Here is a 20064-nt window from a genome sequence, read left to right as displayed (position 1 = left end):
CGCACTTTGCGAACCGGAAGATCGAAAACTTTTCGGGGAGTGTTGAACACCCCACCGGAACCATCCGTACCAACTGGCAACCAGGCGCCGACAGTTCACCCGCCGGACGGCGGCAGGGTCCCCGTCCCCAGGAGGTCACAGAGTGAGTCACAAACGCACAACCAAGCGCAAGGCCTTTGTAGCAGCAGGCGGCGTGGCTGCGCTCGGAGCTGCGGCCCTCATCCTTCCGAACGCGATGGCCTCCCAGTCGGAGTCGGAGAACCCCACCGCGCAGACCCTTGAGGCGAGCGACGCCTCGGACCTCGCCTCCCAGCTCCAGGACCTGCTCGGTGACGCGTTCGCAGGCGCGTACTACGACTCGGGCGAGCAGCAGCTCATCATCAACGTCATCGACGGCCTTGAGATCAACGGTGACGACAACAATGTGATCATCCAGGCCAAGAAGGCCGGCGCGGAGGTCCGCGAGGTCGAGAACAGCTGGTCCGAGCTCCAGGAGGGCGCGGCGACGCTGAAGGCGCAGGCGAGCGTTCCGGGCACGGCCTGGGCGATCGACCCCCGCACCAACAAGCTCCAGGTCACCGCCGACTCCACGGTCACCGGCGAGAACTGGGACACCATCGAGTCGACGGTCAAGTCCCTCGGCTCCGGCATGGCGACCATCAAGAAGTCCGCCGGCACCTTCAAGACGTTCCTGGAGGGCGGCGACGCCATCTTCGGCGGCGGCGCCCGCTGCTCGGCCGGCTTCAACGTCGTCAACGCCGACGGCACCCCGGGCTTCCTGACCGCCGGTCACTGCGGTGTCGCGGCGGCCGACTGGGCCGAGGAGGACGGCGGCGAGCCGATCGGCACCACCGACGCGGCCACCGCGACCTTCCCCGGCGCCGGTGACTTCGCCCTGGTCAAGTACAACGACCCGGCGACCCAGGCGGCCAGCACGGTCGACCTCGGCAACGGCCAGACCGTCGACATCAACGCGGCCGGCGAGGCCACGGTCGGCCTCCAGGTCTTCCGCATGGGCAGCACCACGGGTCTGGCCGACGGCCAGGTCACCGGTCTCGACGCCACGGTGAACTACCCCGAGGGCACGGTCACCGGTCTCATCCAGACCAACGTCTGCGCCGAGCCCGGCGACAGCGGCGGCTCACTGTTCACCGAGGACGGCCAGGCCATCGGTCTGACCTCCGGCGGCAGCGGCGACTGCACCGTCGGCGGCGAGACCTTCTTCCAGCCGGTCACCACCGCCCTCGCGGCGGTCGGCGCGACCATAGGCGACGGCGGCGCGGGCGCCGGCGAGGAAGCAGCGGGCGGTGCCGACGCGGGTGCCGGTGAAGAGGCCGCCGGTGGCGCCGCCGCGGGCGCGGGCGAAGAAGAGGTCGCGGGCGGCGCCGACGCCGGTGCGGGCGAAGAGGCCGTCGACGGCGGCGCGGTCGCCGGTGCCGGTGAGGAAGAGGAGGCCGCCGCGGCCGGTGCCGGCGAGGACGCCGACGCCGGTGACGAGGCCGCCGCTGCCGGTGCGGGCCAGGAGGAGCAGGGCGCCGAGGACCAGGGCGTCGACCACCAGGGCGTCGCCGGCCAGTAACCGGAGACCCCACCCCCGAGAACGTGGACGACGGCCCGGTTCAGCGGCCACTGACACCGACCCGTCACCCCACGCCCCACCCAAAGCCCACACCACAACGGTGAGGGCCAACAGGTGGACCGGTCCGACCCTCCGGCGGGAGGGTCGGACCAATCGGCTTTGTCACCCAACTCCCTCAGCCCGCAACAAAAGCAACGCCACATCATCCAACCGCTCCTCCGCAGCCTCGACTTCCCCCACCAGCCCATCGGCAACAGCCTCCAACGACCGCCCCCCGCCGGAGGCGAACCGCCCCCCGAGCTCGGCCAACGCATCCTCGATATCCACCCCCGGCGACTCGATCAACCCATCGGTGTACAGCGCCAGCACCGCCCCCGCCCCCAACTCCACCTCGGTCGTCGGATACACCGCACTCGCGTCGATCCCGAGCAACGGCCCACCCGCGAGATCCAGCACCCGCACCCGGCCATCAGGCCTGCGCAGCAACGGCGGCGGATGCCCCGCCCGCGCCATCACAGCCGTCCCACGCCCGGGATCGAGCCGCAGATACAGACAACTGGCGAACAACTCCGAACCCAGATCGATGAGCAGCCGATTGGTGCTGCTCATGACATCCCCCGGCGCCTGCCCGACGGTCGTGTACGCCCGTACGGCCGTACGCAGCTGCCCCATCAACCCGGCCGCCGTCACGTTGTGCCCCTGCACATCGCCGATCACGGCCGACGCCCGCCCGTGCGAGAGCACGAGGTCGAAGAAGTCGCCCCCGATGTCCATGCCCCGGGTCGCGGGCAGATAGCGGGAGGCGGCCTCGATACCGGGGATCGACGGCAGGGAGTGCGGCAGCAGCGCCGCCTGCAGCCCGTGCGCGAGCTGGTGCTTGGCGTCGTACACCATCGCCCGGTCCAGGGCCTGCGCGATGAGCCCGCTCAGACTGGTGAGCACGGCCCGCTCGTCGGCCGGGAAGGGATGCGGCTCCGCGTACCCGAGCACACAGGTGCCCACCGGCCGCCCCGAGGCGATCAGCGGCAAATACGCCCACGCGGCCAGCCCGTCCGGCGAGGACCCGCGCGTCGGATACAGGTGCTCCAACTGCTGCCGGTTCTCGAAGAACGCGGGGACCCCGCTGCTCAGGGCATGCGCCCCGGCGGTCTGGGCGGTGAGCGGCATCCCGTCGAAGCGTTCCACCACGCGCGCGTCGGCGTAACCGCGGTGCCCGAGCACATGCAGGCGCCCCCCGCGCGAGCCGAGCATGACGAACGCCTGGCTGCCCACGGCCGGCGCGATCTCGCCCGCCACCAGCTCCACCACGTCCTGCACCCCCACGGCCTCGGTGAGCGCGCTCGCCACGTCCAGCACATGGTGGATGGTGACCAGCCGACGCGATCCGTCGCCCTCCCCGCGCGCGGCCGCCTCCATCTCGGTGACCGCGCGGGCCGGGGCGATCCGCACGCTCAGCCCGTTCGTCCCCGGGTACAGCCGGAACGACAGCCAGTCCTTCGGCGGCTTGAGCGCCACGAACGACGTGACCTGCTGGCTCATCAGCGCCGCCCGGTACCGGTCCTCGTAGGAGGGATCGTTCAGCCAGGGCACGGACGCCCACAGCTGGGTGCCCAGCAGACCGCTCACCGGGATGCCCAGCAGCTCCGCCGTCGCCGCGTTGGCGAAGGAGATCCGCCCGTGCAGATCCAGCGCGCACATCCCGTACGGCAGCCGCGCCACCATCCGCGCCGCCTCCACCGTGCCGAGCGTGCCCGCGACGGTCGTGGTGGACGGCGCCGACAGATCCGGCTCGGGCAGCACCGGCCGGCCCTCGTCCTCGGCGCGCTTGAGCCGGATCGCGAGCCGGTCGCACGCCGAGGTGAGCGTGTCCCGCTCGCGTTCGCTCAGCTCCGGTGGATGGGAGCCGGGCCACGTCAGGAAGACGGCCCCGTACGTCGTGTCACGGGTCGCCACCGGCAGCGCGGCCAGGGCGAAGGGGTAGGGGAGGACCACGGCGATCCGGGGGTAGCGGCGGGCCATCTGCTCCTCGCCGCTCACCCACACCAGCCGCCGGTCCCGTACGGCCTCCGAGACCGGCACCGGCGCGCTCAGCCCGACCCGCTCCCACGGCGCGGCGAACGACCTGGGCAGCCCCGCCATGACGGCCATCTCCAGCACGGGCTCGTCGGGGGCGAGGAGATACACCGCGCCGGAGTGGGCCTGGACGTCGTCCAGCATCGAGGCCAGCGCGAGCGACAGCAGCGGATGGCCGACACGGGCCGCGGTCTCGACCGTCGTCCGCTCCCCGGACGCGCGCCTGTCGGGCACGGCGACCACCTCCTCGCACCAGCGCGACGGGCCCCCGCGTCAAGGCTCCCTCCTGCCGGACACACCCGCACGGCGAACAGCGCGGCCCCTGTGACCGTTCCGGGCGCGGGCTCCCCGGAACGGTCACAGGGGCTGCGCGAAACGGGCAGAAGCGCTGTAATTGCGGACGTGGTCAGTGAGGGCGCAGCGGGACGCGGGACGAAGACGCTGCGTGCCGAACTCGCCTTGAAAACCCTCACCGGCGACCTCGATCCCCATGAGCGCCTCCACGCCATCCTCGAACAGGTGCTCGTCTTCACGGAGGCGACCCACGCAGCCGTGTACACCCCGGACGGCGACGGCGAACTGCTCTCCCTGATCGCGTCGGCCGGCGTCCCCAGAGGCATGTACGGGCTGCGGGACAGCTACCGCTGCACCGGTGACGCCCCGGTCGCCGAGGTGTGCCGCTCCCGGGAGCCCCGCTGGCTGGACGCGGGCGACCTCCGGCAGCCGGCCGATGTCTCCCGCTCCCGGCCCCGGGACCGCTCGATGGGTGTGCTGCCCCTGGGGGAGCGCGGCTGCCTGGTCGCCGTCAGCGACGACGTGGACGGCTTCGGCGCCGAGGACCGGCAGTGCCTCGAACTCCTGGCCGAGGCCGCCGCCCACGCCGCCCCGGCCCCGCCCGCCGGCGCCGCTTTCGAGTACTCCATGGACACCGGGCTCGTCGAGGTCGACGACGAACTGCTGGAACTGCTGGGTATCGGCCCCGGCGAGTTCGACGGTCGGGTCGAGACCCTGATGGCGATGACCGTGCCCGAGGACCTGCCCGCGCTGATGTCCGTCGTGGAGGCGGACCACATGACCCTCGGCGACCGCGAGCTGGAGTTCCGCATCCAGCGGCCCTCCGGCGAGCAGAAGTGGCTGCGGCTGCGCGGCCGGATGGTGGCCGGCGGCGAGGGCCGCCCCACCCGGCTGGTGGGCACCGTCGCCGACGCCTCCACCATGCGTTCCGGCCTCAACGACGTGGCCCGCATCCAGCGCCTCGCCGCGGCCCTCGCCACCGCCGGCACCGTCCGCGACGTCAGCCAGGCCGTCGTCACCGCCCTGCGCAAGCCCCTCCAGGCCGACCGGATCGCCCTCGCCGAACTGGAGGGCGACCGGCTGGTCGTCACCGTCCTCGATCCGCCGCAGCCGGAGGCATGGCCCGAGGTGTGGCGTGCCGAGTGGCGCTCGGAGTGGCCCGACGCGCCCGTGCGCACCATGCCGACCCTCGCCGCCGCCCTGCGGGAGGGCCGTACCGCGATCTGGCCCGCCGGCACCGATCTGGAGCCCGCCCTCGCCGAGGTCGGCCCCGGCGGACTCGCCGTCCTGCCACTGCCCGCCGGCGGCCGGATGGCCGGCGCCTGTCTGATCGGCTGGGACGTCCCCCACGACTTCGGCACCGACGAACGCGCCCTCCTCACGGCCGCCGCCGGTCTCGCCGGCCAGGCCCTGGTGCGCGCCCGCGCCTTCGACGCCGAGCACGAACTCGTCGACATGCTCCAGCGCACCCTCCTCCCACGCCGACTGCCCCAGCTCCCCGGCGCGGTCGCCGTCGCCCGCTATCTGCCCACCACCGCCGGTCTGGAGGTCGGCGGCGACTGGTACGACGTCATCCCGCTGCCCGACAACCACGTCGCCCTCGTCATCGGCGACGTCCAGGGCCACAACGTCGGCGCCGCCACCCTCATGGGCCAGATGCGCACCGCCCTGCGCGCCTACGCCGTCGAGGGCCACCCGCCCGACGTGGTCGTCTCCCACGCCAACCGGCTCCTCGTCGACATGGAGACCGACCTCTTCGCCACCTGCTGCTATGTCGACATCGACATGGAGGAGGGCTCCGCCTGGTACGTCCGGGCCGGCCATCTGCCGCCCGTGCTGCGCCATCCCGACGGCACCACCACCATCACCGAGTCGGAGGGCGGACCCCCGCTCGGCGTCGTCCGCCAGGCCGACTTCCCGATGACCCCGCTGCGCCTGACCCCCGGCACGCTGCTCGCCCTGACCACGGACGGCCTCGTCGAGTCCGCCCAGATCGACATCGAGGACGGCCTCGACCATCTCGCCGACCAACTGTCCGCCGCCGACCCCGCCCACCTGGGAGCCGTCGCCGACACCCTCCTCGGGGGCGCCAACCGCGACGACGACGTGGCCCTGCTCCTCATGCGCTACGAGGGCATGGCCCTGCGCCCGCAGCGCGAGAACTGGACCGTGTGGCGCGTGCCCCAGGCCGTCGGCCAGGCCCGCCGCTACTCCCGCCGGGTGCTCAGGGCCTGGGGCGTCGAGTCCGAGTCCGACACCGTTCTCCTCGTCGTCTCCGAACTCGTCACCAACGCCCTCGTCCACACCGACGGCCGTGTCCGCCTCGACCTCACCCTCCTCTCCGACCGCCTGCGCGTGTCGGTCACCGACACCTCGCCCCGCACCCCGAGAAAGCCCCCCAACATCGGCTGGGAGGCCACCGGCGGCCGAGGCATCCTCCTGGTGGAGGCCATGTCGACCGCCTGGGGCACCCTCCCGGTCAGCGGCGGCAAACAGGTGTGGGCGGAGATCCCGATGGGGGAGTCCGCCCAGGAGTGAGCCGCTCCAGGGGCCACCTCACCCGGGTGGCCCCCGTGTGTTTCTCGGCGGTGGTCAGCGGGAGGTGAGCGGGGTCGCGGACTCGACGCGGGTGAGCTTCTCGGGGTTGCGGACGTAGTAGAGGCCGGTGACGCGGGCGTTCTCCACGCGGAAGGCCAGCACGCCGTCGATCTCGCCGTCCAGACGAAGGATCAGTCCGGGGTTGCCGTTGACCGTCGTCAGCTCACCCACGAGGGTGCCGCCGGCCTTGCCCATACTGCCGGCCATGTAGCGGAGCACCTTGTCGGCGCCGACGACCGGCTGCAGGGCCGCCCGTTTGAGGCCGCCTCCGTCGCTGACGAACACGACGTCCGGGGCGAGTACGTCGAGCAGGCCCCGCACGTCCCCGGTCTCCAGCGCGCGCTGGAACGACTCCAGCGTGGCCCGCGCCTCCTCCGGGGAGACCGGTGTGCGCGGCCGGCGGGCGTCGACGTGCCGGCGTGCGCGGTGGGCGATCTGGCGCACGGCGGCGGGGCTCTTGTCGATCGCGGCGGCGATGTCCTCGTAGCCGATGTCGAAGACCTCGCGCAGCACGAAGACGGCGCGTTCGGTCGGCGAGAGGGTTTCGAGGATGAACATCAGCGCCAGCGACAGGCTCTCGGACAGTTCGACGTCCTCGGCGACGTCCGGCGTGGTGAGCAGGGGCTCGGGCAGCCAGGGACCGACATAGGTCTCCTTGCGCCGTTTGAGGGCGCGCAGCCGGTTGAGCGCCTGCCGGGTCGTGATCCGGACCAGGTAGGCACGCGGGTCCCGCACCCGCGCCAGGTCCACCTCGACCCATCGCAGCCAGGTCTCCTGGAGTACGTCCTCGGCGTCCGCCGCGGAGCCCAGGATCTCGTAGGCCACGGTGAACAGCAGGTCCCGGTGCGCGACGAAGGCCTCGGTCGAGGGATCGGTGACGTGGTCGTTCACGACGTGCGCTGTTCCGGCCGGGGCGTCTCCGGGCGGTCGGTGCGGTCGGTGCGGTCGCCGTGGTCGCCGTGGGATGCGTGGGAACCGGCCTTGCGGGCCCCGGACACCAGCTTGTTGAGGGTGAACCGGCAGGCGATCTCCTTGACACCGGCGCCCGTCCGCCCGCTGATGCGGAGCGCGTTCACCTTGTCGTTCGGGTAGGAGAACTGGGTGACGCCCTCGTTGCGGCCGAGGCTGAGGCACTGCCCGGCGAAGAACATCCGCACGGGAGAGGGTGACCTCCCCGCGATCCGGCGCAGGATCGTGGCGGCGGCCGCCGGACCCAGCTGCACGGCGGCCTGGCAGCTCATCCGGAACGGGTGGTCGGTCATCACCGCCGCGTCCCCGGCGGCGACGATGCGCTCGTCGTCCACGCTGGTGAGCGTCCCGTCGGTGACCAGACGGCCCGCGCCGTCGGTGCGCAGCCCGCTGCGGGCGGCCAGATCCGGGACACGGAATCCCGCTGTCCAGATCGTCACCGCGCTGGGCAGCTCACGGGCGCCGTCCAGCCGTACGCCGTCACGGGTCACCTCGATCACCTGCGCGCCGGGACCTTCGAGGACGGTCACACCCAGTCTGGCGAGCCGGCGGGCGACCGGGCGGCGGACGCGGGCGTGCAGGGAGGGGCCGAGCACATCGCCGCAGACCAGGGTGACCTTGCGGCCCGCTTCGGCCAGCTCGGCGGCGGTCTCCAGTCCGGTCGGGCCGGCCCCGACCACGGTCACCGGAGCCGCTGCGGGTTTCGCGTCCAGCGCCGACCGCAGTCGTTCCGCCCCTTCCAGGTCCGACACCCAGTGGGCGAACTCGGCCGCCCCGGGGACGCCTGGATCGGCTGCGCCGCTGCCCACCGCGTAGACGAGGTAGTCGTAGGAGACCGTGTCGCCACCCGCCAGGGACACCCGGCGCCCGGCGGCGTCGATCCGGGTCGCGGTGTCGACCACCACACGGACGTTCGCGCCCAGAACCTCGTCGAAGCCGATGACCGCGTCGTCGGAGCCGGTCACGCGCTGGTGCAGGCGGATGCGCTCGACGAAGTGGGGACGGGGATTGACCAGGGTCACCGACACACCAGCGCGGCGGGCCAGGCTGTTGGCCGCCGTCACACCCCCGTATCCGCCGCCGATCACGACCACCTCGACGTTCCCGCTCATCATGTCTCCTCGTTCCTCTGGACTCGGCATTGAGACACCGGCCGGGCATCGGGTGTGACAGTTCGCGGATGTGACGTGGCGCACAGGAGGGGCCCTGGAGGGCGCGGGTCATCGGGTGCCGGCGGCGCCCGTCGCGACGAGTCCCAGGAGGTTGTCGTGGATCTCGGTGAACCGGGCCCGCACCGCCTCCGCCGCCTCGGCGACCTCGCTCGCGGCGGGGTCGTGAGGCCGTTCGAGGAGCAGATGGACGGTGTCGGCGAGGGCGGTTTCGGGATCGTCGACGCTGAGTGAACCCGCGACATGGCCGTCGTTCATGACGGTGAGGAACCCGACCAGCACGGCGTGCAGGGCGTACATCTGCCGGGCCGGCGGGAGATCGTCGCGCACGATCCCGTGGTCGCGCAGGATCGTCAGGACCGCGTTGCCCATCGCGCTGGTGGTGGCCTCGGCGAAGCGCTCCTGGTCGGCGGGGCGGTGGAGCAGCTGGCGCAGTGCGCTGTCGTCGCTGCGGAGCCATCGCAGCCATGGGTTGTCGAGTGTCGTGCGGATGAGCAGCGGAGCGAGACGGCGGGGCAGGACGGACTGCGGGTCCTCGGCGATCCGGTCGTCGACGGTCTCGATCCAGGCCATCACCTCACGCGCGGCCAGCCCGACGAACAGGTCCTCCTTGGTCTCCCAGTACAGGTAGACCGTGCCCTTGCCGACGCCCGCGGCCGAGGCGATCTCGGCGATGGTCACCTTGCCGACGCCGTGTGCGAGGACCAACTCGCGTGCGCTGTCGAGGATTCTGGCCGCCTTGACGGAGTCGTGTTCGATCAGCCGGCTCACCGTCGTGGTTCCTCCCGTTCGCTCTCCGGCGTCATGACGTCACGGGAGTGCACGGAGGCGATGAGCCCATTGCGCGGCGGCCCCTGAGGCCGGGTCAGGCCAGGCCGATGTCGACCGTCTTCATCCGGGAGGCCTTGCTGTGGTGCTCCAGCTTCGACACGAGCGTCCTGCCGAGCGTCGTCCCCACCACATGGTCGAAGACGGACCGGATCTCGTACTCGGCGCGGTCGGCCGGGACGAAGAGCTTGCGCATGACCATGCCGCTGCCCTGGTGGAACTCGATGAAGGGGCGGAGCTTCGCCTCCCATGCCGCCAACGCCCGAGGCACGTCCGCCGGATACCGCTCCAGCATCGTGCCCAGCATGTCGGCCCCGGCCAGGCCGCTGGAGGCCCCCATCCCGGAGTAGAGGGTCAGACACCACGCCGAGTCGCCGACGAGCACCACCCTGCCCCGGTGCCAGGTGTCGAGGCGCACCTGCTCGGCGGTGTCGAACAGATGGTCAGGCGCCTGCTCGAACCGGTCGAGGAGCCAGCCCAGCGTCGAGCCCGTGGGCTCCGGTCCGAACACCGCCCGCAGCGAGTCGATGGCGGGCCGGGTGAACTCGCCGTCCACGTCGTCGGTCCGGTAGGTGAACAGCACCGTCGGCGGCCGGTCGGCGAAGGCGAACACCCATGCCGAGCGGCCCAGTTCGGACATCACGATCCCGTCCGTGCTCCGGAAACCGGGCACCGGGCCGGGCAGGGCGCACGCCGCCCGCATGTAGCCGAGACGGTGGATACGGCCGTCATCCGGCCCGAACGCCAGCCGGCGCACGGTGGAACGCAGCCCGTCCGCCCCGACCACGAGGTCGAACCGTTCGGTGGTCACCGCCCCCGAGGCCCGGTCCTCGATGTCGACCCGCACACCGTCCGTGTCTTCCGCGCTCTGGTGGAGGGCGACCGGAACGGACGAGTACCGGATCTCGACGTCCTCGGGCAGGGCGTGGAACGCGGCCTCCTCGACGTCGCCGCGCACGACCGGGCGTGACGCGCCGGGCACGGCCTCGGCGAAGCCCATGCCGCGCCGCCGCCGGCCCGCGCGATCGACGTTGTAGTAGGCGATCTCCTCCGAGAAGCGGTCCGGCACCTCGATTCCCAGGCGCTCCGCCGCGGTGATCCCGGTGCCGAAGAGGGTGAGGAAGTACCCGCCGCGGCGGCGCTCGGCTGCCTTCTCCAGGACGACAACGTCCCAGCCCGCCCTGTGCAGCCGCAGCGCGGAGGCGGTTCCGCTGACACCGAGCCCGACTACGAGAGCCCGCTGTCGCGGGGTGGTGTTCGTCTTCATGCGCCCGCGTAGACCGACTGACTAGATTGGTTATTTAGTCAGTCGGCGAGTGTGAACTCGGTCTTGGGTGCGGTCGGCCCTCCGACGGCACCCTGTCGATGGCACCCTGGCCGGGTGCGACTCCTGTTGATGTCCGACACCCATCTCCCCAAGCGCGCCAAGGCCCTGCCCGAGCCGCTGCTCGCCGAGCTTCCCCGGGCCGATGTGGTCGTCCACGCCGGTGACTGGGTCGACGAGGCCACCCTCGACCTCCTCGAAACCCGCTCCCGCCGTTTGATCGGCGTCCACGGCAACAACGACGGCCCCGGACTGCGCGCCCGCCTCCCCGAGGTCGCCCACGCCGAACTCGACGGCCTCCGGCTCGCCGTCGTCCACGAGACCGGCCCCGCCCAGGGCCGCGAACGCCGCTGCGCCGACCGCTTCCCCGACACCGACGTGCTGGTCTTCGGCCACAGTCACATCCCGTGGGACACCACCACGGACTCGGGCCTACGCCTCCTGAACCCCGGCTCACCCACCGACCGCCGCCGCCGGCCCCACTGCACCTATATGACGGCGACGATCACGAACGGCACCCTGACGGACGTACGTCTGCACCGCTTGCCGCCCCGCGCCTGACGGCCACCTCGGACCGGCCGCCCCACCACCGCGCACGCGGATGAACGGGGTCACCATCCCCGTGGATGAATGGCCCCGTCCGTCACCGTGAGCGGCGCCCCGCTGCCTCCCCAGCGCAGCGCGACGATCTCGGCGGCGACCGACACGGCCACCTCCTCGGGTGTACGGGCCCCGAGGTCGAGCCCGATCGGGGAGCGCAGCCGTGCCCGCTCGGCCCCGGTCAGCCCGGCCTCGTCCAGCCGCCGCATCCGCTCCTCATGCGTACGGCGGCTGCCCATCGCCCCGATGTACGCGGCCGGCCGCCGCAGCGCCTCCTCCAGCAGCGGCACATCGAACTTGGGGTCATGGGTGAGGACACAGACGACCGTGCGGTCATCGGTCGCGGTGTCCCGCAGATAGCGGTGCGGCCACTCGACGACCACCTCCACGGCGGCGGGGAACCGCTTCGGCGTGGCGAAGACGGGCCGGGCGTCGCACACGGTCACCCGGTAGCCGAGGAAGTCGCCGATCCGGGCGACGGCGGCGGCGTAGTCGATGGCGCCGAAGACCAGCATGCGCGGCGGCGGCGCGAAGGACTGAAGGAAGACGGTGACGGCGTCCTCGCGGCGCTCGCCGTGCGGCCCGTAGTGCCGCTGCCCGGTGGCGCCCTGGGCCAGCTCGCCGCGCGCGTCGGCGGTGACCGCCACATCCAGCCCCGCCGAGCCGAGGGAGCCCAGAGTACTGAGGGGGCCGAGGGAGCCGAGGGTGCTGAGGGGGCCGGACACCGCTTCCGGCCACACGGCGAGCGTGGCCCCACGCGGGGCCGGCCCGTCGATCACGGTCGCCACGGTCACCGGACGCCCGTCGCCCACGGACTCGACGATCGCCCCGAACGCCGGGTCCTCCTCCGGCGTCACCCTCCGCACCAGCAGGGTGATCTCGCCGCCGCAGGTCAGCCCCACCGCGAACGCGTCCTCGTCGCTGTACCCGAAGGTCGCGAGCCGTGCCCCGCCGGAGGCGACCACCTCCTGGGCCAGCTCGAAGACGGCCCCCTCCACACACCCGCCCGACACACTGCCCACGACCTCGTCACCGGGCCCCACCGCCATCGCGGCCCCCGGCCCACGCGGCGCACTCCGGCTCACCGCGACGACGGTGGCGAGACCGAAGGGCACGCCCGCCGCCCACCACTCACCGAGCCCCGGGAGGATCTCACGCATCACAGCTCCCCTCCAGAACCGGAACCTGACCACCCCCTCTGCCAGCCTCGCACCACCCCCCGAACACCGCGCCCCACACCACCCACCCGCAGTCCCCAACCTGCCCGCACAGGCCCCTACCCCGCCGCTCCTCCTCCCGGACCGGCACGCCTCCTACGTGCCCGCGCAGGCCCCCGGTCCCGCCGCTCCTCCTCCCGTCCGCAGGCCCCCCGGCCCCGCCGCTTTCCTCCCGACCGCACGCCCCCCCACCTGCCCGCACAGGCCCCCACCCCGCCGCTCCTCCACCCACCCGAACGCCCCACCCGCACGCCCCCGACCCGCCCGCACAAGCCCCCCTCAAGCCGTGTGAGGGCAAAGAATCGGTCGTGGCAGGTGAACTCTCTTGAGAATTCGGGTACTTACTCGTGCGTCAGATGCTATTGACGGCTCGCCTGCCCATTGGGACCGTTGGGAACATGTCGAATGTGGCGGACATGTCAAGATTGCGTACCCGTCTGCTCGGTGTCCTCGTACTCGTCACCGGCTTCCTGACCACGGCGGGCCCCCAGCCCTCCTCCGCTCTCACTGATGAACTCTGGTTCGACGCCCAGGCCGCGGCCACCCTCACGGTCGACGGCGGCACGTTCAAGGACGGCCTCGGCCGCGAGGTCGTCCTGCGCGGCTACAACGTCTCCGGCGAGACGAAGCTCAAGGAGAACAACGGTCTGCCCTTCGCCTCGGTCGCCGACGCCAAGAAGTCGGCCACCGCGCTGAGGGCCCTCGGCGGCGGCAACTCCGTCCGCTTCCTGCTGTCCTGGGCCTACGCCGAACCGGTGCGCGGCCAGGTCGACACCACCTACCTAGCGGCGGCCACCGCCCAGATGGGCGCCTTCCTGGACGCCGGGATCAGGGTCTACCCGGACTGGCACCAGGACCTGTACTCCCGCTGGCTGTTCGACTCCGACAGCTGGTACACCGGCGACGGCGCCCCCAAGTGGGCCGTCGACCTCGGCGACTACCCCGACGAATACTGCGGGATCTGCCCGTTCTGGGGCCAGAACATCACCTCGAACGCGGCCGTCACGGAGTCGACGTACGACTTCTGGCACAACACCTACGGCCTCCAGGACTCCTTCCTGAGCACGGCCCAGAAGACGATGACGTACATCAAGGCGAACCTCACCACCGAGCAGTTCCAGGGTGTCGTCGGCTTCGACCCGTGGAACGAGCCGCACTTCGGGACCCTCGACTCGGGGCAGACCAGCAGGACCTGGGAGAAGGACGTCCTGTGGCCGTTCTACGTCAAGTACCGCGCCCGGATGGACGCGGCGGGCTGGCAGTCCAAGCCGGCCTTCGTCGAGCCGAACCTCTTCTGGAACGCCAACCTCGACTTCCAGAAGCAGGAGGGCGGACTGCTGGACGCCGGCACGATCGGCCCGCGCTTCGTCTTCAACACCCACTTCTACGACCAGAAGGCGATCTCCGGCGTCTTCATGTGGGGCAAGGCGGAGAACGGCCAGTACGTGACCGACTTCGGGACCGTCCGTGACCGGGCCGCGGCGAACGGCACGGCCGCGATCATCAGCGAGTTCGGGCACCCGCTCAGCGGATCGGTCTCCGACAAGGCGCCCACCGTCTACAAGGCCATGTACCAGGCGCTCGACTCCCGCGTGAAGGGCGTCGACTGGTGGTCCGACCCGGCGGCCTCCGGCCCGGTCCTGTCCGGCTCCCAGTGGCAGTGGGACATCTACTGGGGCCGCCACAACGAGCTGATGAACGACAACCCCGACAAGGTCCAGATCGAGGGCGACGCCTGGAACGGCGAGGACCTCTCCGCCGTACGCCTCGACGACTCCGGTACGCCCGTGCTCCGCCAGGACGCCCGGATGCTGGACCGTGTCTACCCGAGCGCCACGGCCGGCAGCGCCCTCGCCTTCACCTTCGAGGACCGCTCCCGCGACGGCTCCACCACCCTGACGTGGAACCCGGTGCCCAGCTCACTGCCGAACGTCTCCTCGCTCGTCGGCTCCGGCCAGTACGCCCTTCTCGTCTGGCGCTCCGACGGCAGCACCGAGCCGAGCGAACTGCACCTTCCGGCGTCCTTCCCGACGGCCTCCACCACAGTGGTGTCCGACCTCGGGGTGACGTCCTCGCCGCCGGCGTACACCACCTCGACACCGATCGCCGCCGCCAAGGAACCGGGCGGCACCGGCAGCCGCCGGCTGCTGCTCACCGCCGCCGACTCGGGCAGTCTGCACTACGCCCTGGTCACCAACGGCGCGACAGCCCCGTCCTCGACGCTGCTGAACGCGGCGCGGACGGAGCTGTCGAACTGGCTGGCCTCGGAATTCGGTTAGCCGAGGAACTCGGCCGACGGAAGAATCCAGTGGATTCAGTCGGCCGAGGTTCCGGTCCAGTCGGCGGGCACCTGCGCCAGCCGCACCCGCTGGGGGTGGTCGCCGACTGCGACGGACACGGTCTTCTGCCCGGTGGCGAAGTCGATCGCGGTGACCTGGTCGGCGCCGCTCTCGGAGACCACACAGGACTTGCCGTCACCGCTGACGGTCGCCCAGTACGGCTTGGAGGCGGTGACGAGCGGGCCCTCCTGGAGGGTCGCGCGGTCCACCACGGTCGCGTAGTCGTCCATGGTGCCCGCGACACACAGCTTGGTGCCGTCCGGTTTCATCGAGATGCCGTGGTGGCGGGAGTCGTTGACCATCGTGGTGCGGTCGTCGCTGGTCGCCGGGTTCTTCGGCAGGGTCTTCGTACGGGTGATCCTGTCGGTGGCGATGTCGTACTCGAAGAAGCCGTTGAAGAAGGACACCTGGAAGTACAGCTTCGTCTCGTCGGGGGAGAACGCGGCGGGCCGTACGGCGTCGGAGTAGTCGGTCAGACCGATCGCGTCCAGCCGCTCACGCATGTCGATGATCTTGACCTGCTGGTAGGTGTTCGCGTCGACGACCGTGATCTTGCGGTCGCCCTTCGTCCAGTCCAGCCAGGGGTCGTCGGTCTGGGTGTTCACATCGCCGATGGCCATGTTCCAGATGTATTTGCCGTCGCTGGTGAAGATGTTCTCGTGCGGCTTGTCGCCGGTCTTGAACGAGCCGAGCTGGCTGCCGGTGACGATGTCCAGCACATGCACGGTGTTCGATGTGGAGGCCGAGACGGCGACCCGCTTGCCGTCGGGGGAGACCGCCATGTGGTCGGCGCGGTAACCCGACACGGGGAAGCGCCAGTTGATGTCGCCGGTGGCCAGGTCGATCGAGACCACGTCGGCGAAGCTGGGGCGGGAGACGACCATCGACGAGCCGTCGGGCGTGGAGTACATGTCGTCCACGAACTGGTCGTGGCCCTCGCCGACGCTGTTGCGGATCGCCATGAAGTAGATCCACTTGATCGGATCGGCGTTGATCTCCGCCATCCGCTCGTCCTTGTCCGGGATGACGTTCACCCGGCCGATCTTCGCGAAGTCACCGGAGGACTTGATGACGTCCGCCGTGCCCTCCCAGTTGTTGCCGACGAACATCACCTCCCGGAGGGCGGCGGCTTCGGCGGTGGGCGCGGCGGACGCGGACGCGGCGGCCGTGGCGGTCAGGGTGAGGGCGGCGGCGACGGCACACAGATGCCGGGCTCTGAGACGGCGGGGGCCGGGGGCGGCTGACATGGGTGTCTCCTCCTGCTGGCGGTGGCCATGGCAAGGCGGCTCAAGGGAGTCGGGTATCGGAACTCTGAATACCCCTGCGTTCAGAGTTGACTTACTGGAAAGTAAGGAACGCGCCTGCTTCGCCACAAGACCGCGGACACGACAAAATCGACGGACGGCCGAACAAGCCGTCGAACGGGTGGAACGCACGGGCGGGAGGAGAAGCGTGGCGGGCAGGCTCAAGCAGCCCACCGGACGTTACGGGGGGAGGTCCGCCGAGGAGCGACAGGCGGAGCGCCGCCGCCGTTTCCTGGAGGCGGGACTCCAGCTCTTCGGCGACAGCCCCGGCTATCGGGGGACCACGATCGCGGCGCTCAGCGAGGCGGCGGGGCTGTCGACCCGTCAGTTCTACGAGGAGTTCCGCACCTTGGAGGACGTGCTCGCCGCCCTCCATCTCCAGGTCAACGACTGGGCGGAGGAGGCCGCGCTGGCCGGGCTCGCCACGGCGGAGGGGAAACCGCTGGTCGAGAGGGTCACCGCCACGTTCCGCGCCTACGCCGCGAACGTCACCGACGATCCGCGCCGGGCGCGCATCACCTACACGGAGATCATCGGCGTCAGCCCGCGCATGGAGCGTCAGCGACTCGAACGCCGCTCCCGCTGGATCGACTTCATCTGCGCCGAGGCCGCGGCGGCCGCCGCACGCGGAGAGGCCGCCGACCGCGACTACCGCATCGCCGCCACCGCCTTCATCGGCGGAGTCAACGGTCTCCTCCACGACTGGCAGGCCGGCTGGGTGGACGCCGACCTCGACGAGGTGGTCGACGAACTGGCCCGCCTGCTGCTGGGGATCTTGAGGCCACCGGGGTGGCGACCTGAACACCACTGAACCGGCCTCGTCCTCAGACGAGCCGGTCCAGCGCCGCCAGCACCGGGGCCGTACCGTCCTCCGTCCGCAGCTCCTCCGCCAGGGCCCGGGCGCGTCGGCCGTACGACGGGTCGCCGGTCGCCCGGCGGAGCAGCGCCGCCAGGGCGTCCGAGGTGAAGCCGCGCAGCGGTACGGCGCCCGGCGACACACCGAGCGCGGCCAGCCGGGCGGCCCAGAAGGCCTCGTCGAACTGGACCGGCACGGGCACGGCCGGGACCCCGGCGCGCAGCCCGGCCGCCGTGGTGCCCGCCCCCGCGTGATGCACCACCGCCGCCGTCCTCGGGAACAGCAGCGAGTGCGGCACCTCGCCCACCGTGAACATGTCGTCCCCCTCACCCCGCAGCTCCCCCCACCCCCGCTGGATCACCCCACGCAACCCGGCCGCCCGCAGGGCCCGTACGACCGACGCGCTCATCCGCTCGGCGTCGGGCACGGTCGCGCTGCCCAGGCCCACGAAGACCGGCGCGGGCCCGGCGTCGAGGAAGTCCAGCAGCGGGGCGGGCAGTTGCTCCTCACGGTCGTACGGCCACCAGTACCCGGTGACGTCCAGCCCTGCCCGCCAGTCGTCGGGCCGGGGCACCACCCGGGGGCTGAAGCCGTGGAAGACCGGCCAGCCGCGCCGCTCCCGGGCCTGCCGCGCGGCGAACCGGCCGGTGCGCGGCAGCCCGTACTGGGTACGCAACCGCCGTACCTCCTCCGTGAAGACCCACTCCACGGAGAGGTTCACCGCGTGCCCCGCCGCCCGGTTGAGGACCGGGCCCCATGACCGCACCCCGGTCATGGGCGGCGCGAACTCCCTTGTGGGCGCGAGCGGTTGGAGGTTCACCCCGAAGCTCGGCACCCGCAACCCCTCGGTGACCGTGTGCACCAACGGCGCCAGCGTGCCCGCCACCAGCACGGCCTCGCTGCTGCGTGCCGCCGCCTCCAGATCGCCGGCCATCCGACCGATCACCGTCCGCGCCAGCCGCACCGCCCGCAGCAGCTTCCCGGCCCCCGTGCTGCTCCGATGCAGATCACGGCCGCGCTCCGACTCCAACTCGGCCCTCGGATCGACGGGCAGGGAGTGGAAGGAGACCCCCGACCCCGCCACCAGAGGCTCGAACCGGGCGTGCGTCACCAAGGTGACCTCGTGCCCGGCCCTCACCAACGCATGCCCCAGCCCGGTGTACGGCGCCACATCGCCCCGGGAACCCGCCGTCATGATCGCTACGCGCACGCCCGCCAGTATGGCCGCCGGGCCCCACAGGAACCGGCGGATCGGACGGCGATGACCCGAAAGAGGCCCTGCCCGGCGCGGAGGGGCCCTGTGACGGACAGATGGCTGCCCCGCCGACAGCTCCATTGCGACCGTACGATGATCCTTCCACGGGGCGAGGCGGGGGCGAGCGGCGATGAACCTGCGGTACGAGATTCTTCAGGGGCTGGCCCGGAACACGGCCGCGAGCGCGGACGTACTGCTCCGTCTCCTCCACCCCGAGGCCAAGGCCGCCTGGCGGTGGCTGTGCACCCGGCGCGGGCTCCCGCCCGTCGTCGTCGCCGCCCTGGTCACCCACCCCGACTGGCGAGTGCGCGGCGAGTTCGCCCAGAGCCCCGGAGCCGCCCCGGCGGACCGGACACGGCTCGTCGACGACCCCGAGAGCAGAGTGCGGGAGGCCCTGGCATACGGCCCCGAGCCGCACTGGGGGCCGGCCGAGCCGCTCGCCGACGCGACGTACCGGCGACTGCTGGCCGACCCCGAGCCGGGCGTACGTGAGGACGCGGCCCGGTCCTGGTCCGTCCCCGACCGCGTCCTCGCCGATCAGACCGCTCACCCCGACGCGGCGGTCCGCCGAGAGGTGTGCCGGGTCTGGGACGTCCTGGAACCCGCCGCCCGCGAGGCACTGCTCGCCGACCCCGACCCCGCCGTGCGCCGGGCGGCGACCCGGCAGGCGTGCCGTACCGACGCGCGCCTCACCGACGACGTGCTCGCGGCGGCCAAGGGGTTCGAGCGCGGCGAGGTCCTGGCCGAGGCCCGGCTGTCCCATGCCATCGGCGAGCGGCTCATGGACCTCGACGACCCGTACGAGAGGCGGGCCCTCGCCCGCAACGCCTCACTGCCACCCCCACTCGTGGCGCGGCTCGCCGCCGACCCCGAGCACGACGTACGCCTCCAGGTCTCCGCCCGTCCGGAGCTGACGGAGGAGCAGCGGGCGGCGATCGACCACGAGGTCGCGCGGACGGACCGGCTCCGCCCGCTCGCCTGGGTCCTGGCACTCGACGCCGACGCCCTGCGCCCCGTCGCGACCTCCGCCCATCGCTGGCTGCGCCGGAGCGCGGCCGTCCACCCGGAACTCCCGGCCGATCTGGTGGAACGGCTCGCGCAGGACGAGGACTTCGGGGTGCGGCTGATGATCTGCGAGCGGCAGCCGGACGCCCCTGCCGAGGTCCTGCTGCGGACCGTTCTGGAGTGGGACGGCTATTCGAGCCACACCATGCTGCGCCTGCCGCAGTTCCCGAGGAAGGGGCTGGCCCGATACGCGGACGATCCCTCTCCCGCCCTACGGCGTCTCGCGGTGTTCGATCCGGACGCGTCGCCGGAGCTGATCGAGAGGCTCAGCCGGGACGAGTCGGTGTGGGTCCAGAAGTTCGCGGCGGCGGATGAACGGCTGCCGAGGACCCGGATCGAGGAGTTGCTGGGAGAGGTGTCGCTCGCCCAGCAGGCCGCCACCAACCCCGCGCTCACCGACGCCGACACGCACCGCCTCCTCGACGAACTGGGCGTCCCCGACTGACCGCCAGCCGCCCACCCCGCGGCGTCGCGCGCAGCGCCGCGCCGACCAGGGCGGCACAGAGGCGCCGCCCGGCCGCCGTGAACGGACCGCGATGCCCGGCCCGGGCTCCTCGGCTCAGATCCGCCTGCACCGAGAAGGACCAGGTCAGC

General features: G+C 71.9%; 14 protein-coding genes. 6 read left to right on the top strand and 8 right to left on the bottom strand.

Annotated elements, in window-relative coordinates:
* Nucleotides 1-193: 193 nt before the first annotated feature.
* A complete protein-coding gene (locus tag ACWD4G_RS09730; protein ID WP_451291973.1) occupies nt 194-1579 on the top strand; it encodes a S1 family peptidase in 1386 nt (461 codons plus the stop codon).
* A gap of 162 nt (nt 1580-1741) precedes the next feature.
* Here the strand turns inward: ACWD4G_RS09730 and ACWD4G_RS09725 are convergent, their stop codons facing one another.
* On the bottom strand, nt 1742-3886 hold the full coding sequence (locus tag ACWD4G_RS09725; protein WP_451291971.1) for a SpoIIE family protein phosphatase: 2145 nt from the start codon (nt 3884-3886) through the stop codon (nt 1742-1744).
* A 168-nt stretch (nt 3887-4054) separates the two neighbouring features.
* Here ACWD4G_RS09725 and ACWD4G_RS09720 point away from each other — a divergent pair, with 168 nt between their 5' ends.
* Entirely contained in the window at nt 4055-6484 is a 2430-nt protein-coding gene (locus ACWD4G_RS09720; protein ID WP_451291969.1) for a SpoIIE family protein phosphatase, read from the top strand.
* A 54-nt stretch (nt 6485-6538) separates the two neighbouring features.
* Here the strand turns inward: ACWD4G_RS09720 and ACWD4G_RS09715 are convergent, their stop codons facing one another.
* From ACWD4G_RS09715 to ACWD4G_RS09700, 4 genes are all read right to left on the bottom strand, one after another.
* Nucleotides 6539-7435 (bottom strand): RNA polymerase sigma-70 factor, encoded by an 897-nt coding sequence (locus ACWD4G_RS09715; protein WP_451291967.1) that lies wholly within the window; start codon nt 7433-7435, stop codon nt 6539-6541.
* The gene (locus ACWD4G_RS09710) at nt 7432-8625 is read right to left on the bottom strand and encodes an NAD(P)/FAD-dependent oxidoreductase (protein WP_451291965.1); all 1194 of its coding nucleotides are present in this window, start codon (nt 8623-8625) and stop codon (nt 7432-7434) included. The genes ACWD4G_RS09715 and ACWD4G_RS09710 overlap by 4 nt, the downstream gene beginning before the upstream one ends.
* A 108-nt stretch (nt 8626-8733) precedes the next feature.
* Nucleotides 8734-9453 carry a TetR/AcrR family transcriptional regulator gene (locus ACWD4G_RS09705; RefSeq protein WP_451291964.1) on the bottom strand — a complete coding sequence of 240 codons (720 nt, stop codon included), beginning with the start codon at nt 9451-9453 and terminating at the stop codon, nt 8734-8736.
* Between the two features lie 94 nt (nt 9454-9547).
* Nucleotides 9548-10777 carry an FAD-dependent monooxygenase gene (locus tag ACWD4G_RS09700; protein ID WP_451291962.1) on the bottom strand — a complete coding sequence of 410 codons (1230 nt, stop codon included), beginning with the start codon at nt 10775-10777 and terminating at the stop codon, nt 9548-9550.
* 114 nt (nt 10778-10891) lie between these two features.
* On the opposite strand from ACWD4G_RS09700, the gene ACWD4G_RS09695 reads away from it, so the two are divergent.
* Nucleotides 10892-11395, top strand: coding sequence for a metallophosphoesterase family protein (locus ACWD4G_RS09695; RefSeq protein WP_451291960.1), 504 nt, complete (start codon nt 10892-10894; stop codon nt 11393-11395).
* 50 nt (nt 11396-11445) lie between these two features.
* On the opposite strand, the gene ACWD4G_RS09690 is transcribed toward ACWD4G_RS09695, so the two are convergent.
* Nucleotides 11446-12594 carry an XdhC family protein gene (locus ACWD4G_RS09690; RefSeq protein WP_451291958.1) on the bottom strand — a complete coding sequence of 383 codons (1149 nt, stop codon included), beginning with the start codon at nt 12592-12594 and terminating at the stop codon, nt 11446-11448.
* A gap of 473 nt (nt 12595-13067) precedes the next feature.
* On the opposite strand from ACWD4G_RS09690, the gene ACWD4G_RS09685 reads away from it, so the two are divergent.
* On the top strand, nt 13068-14930 hold the full coding sequence (locus tag ACWD4G_RS09685; RefSeq protein WP_451291956.1) for a cellulase family glycosylhydrolase: 1863 nt from the start codon (nt 13068-13070) through the stop codon (nt 14928-14930).
* Nucleotides 14931-14965: 35 nt separating this feature from the next.
* Here the strand turns inward: ACWD4G_RS09685 and ACWD4G_RS09680 are convergent, their stop codons facing one another.
* Entirely contained in the window at nt 14966-16237 is a 1272-nt protein-coding gene (locus ACWD4G_RS09680; protein ID WP_451291954.1) for a YncE family protein, read from the bottom strand.
* A gap of 205 nt (nt 16238-16442) precedes the next feature.
* On the opposite strand from ACWD4G_RS09680, the gene ACWD4G_RS09675 reads away from it, so the two are divergent.
* The gene (locus ACWD4G_RS09675; RefSeq protein ID WP_451291952.1) at nt 16443-17105 is read left to right on the top strand and encodes a TetR/AcrR family transcriptional regulator; all 663 of its coding nucleotides are present in this window, start codon (nt 16443-16445) and stop codon (nt 17103-17105) included.
* A gap of 13 nt (nt 17106-17118) precedes the next feature.
* Here the strand turns inward: ACWD4G_RS09675 and ACWD4G_RS09670 are convergent, their stop codons facing one another.
* On the bottom strand, nt 17119-18345 hold the full coding sequence (locus ACWD4G_RS09670; RefSeq protein WP_451292297.1) for a glycosyltransferase: 1227 nt from the start codon (nt 18343-18345) through the stop codon (nt 17119-17121).
* Between the two features lie 190 nt (nt 18346-18535).
* Between ACWD4G_RS09670 and ACWD4G_RS09665 the strand changes: the two genes are divergently transcribed.
* Nucleotides 18536-19915 carry a hypothetical protein gene (locus ACWD4G_RS09665; RefSeq protein ID WP_451291950.1) on the top strand — a complete coding sequence of 460 codons (1380 nt, stop codon included), beginning with the start codon at nt 18536-18538 and terminating at the stop codon, nt 19913-19915.
* The last annotated feature ends 149 nt before the right edge of the window (nt 19916-20064 follow it).

Source organism: Streptomyces sp. NPDC002643 (genome assembly GCF_053592555.1).
The sequence above is the reverse complement of the archived record's forward strand: the minus strand, read 5'-3'. Positions and strand labels throughout refer to the sequence as shown.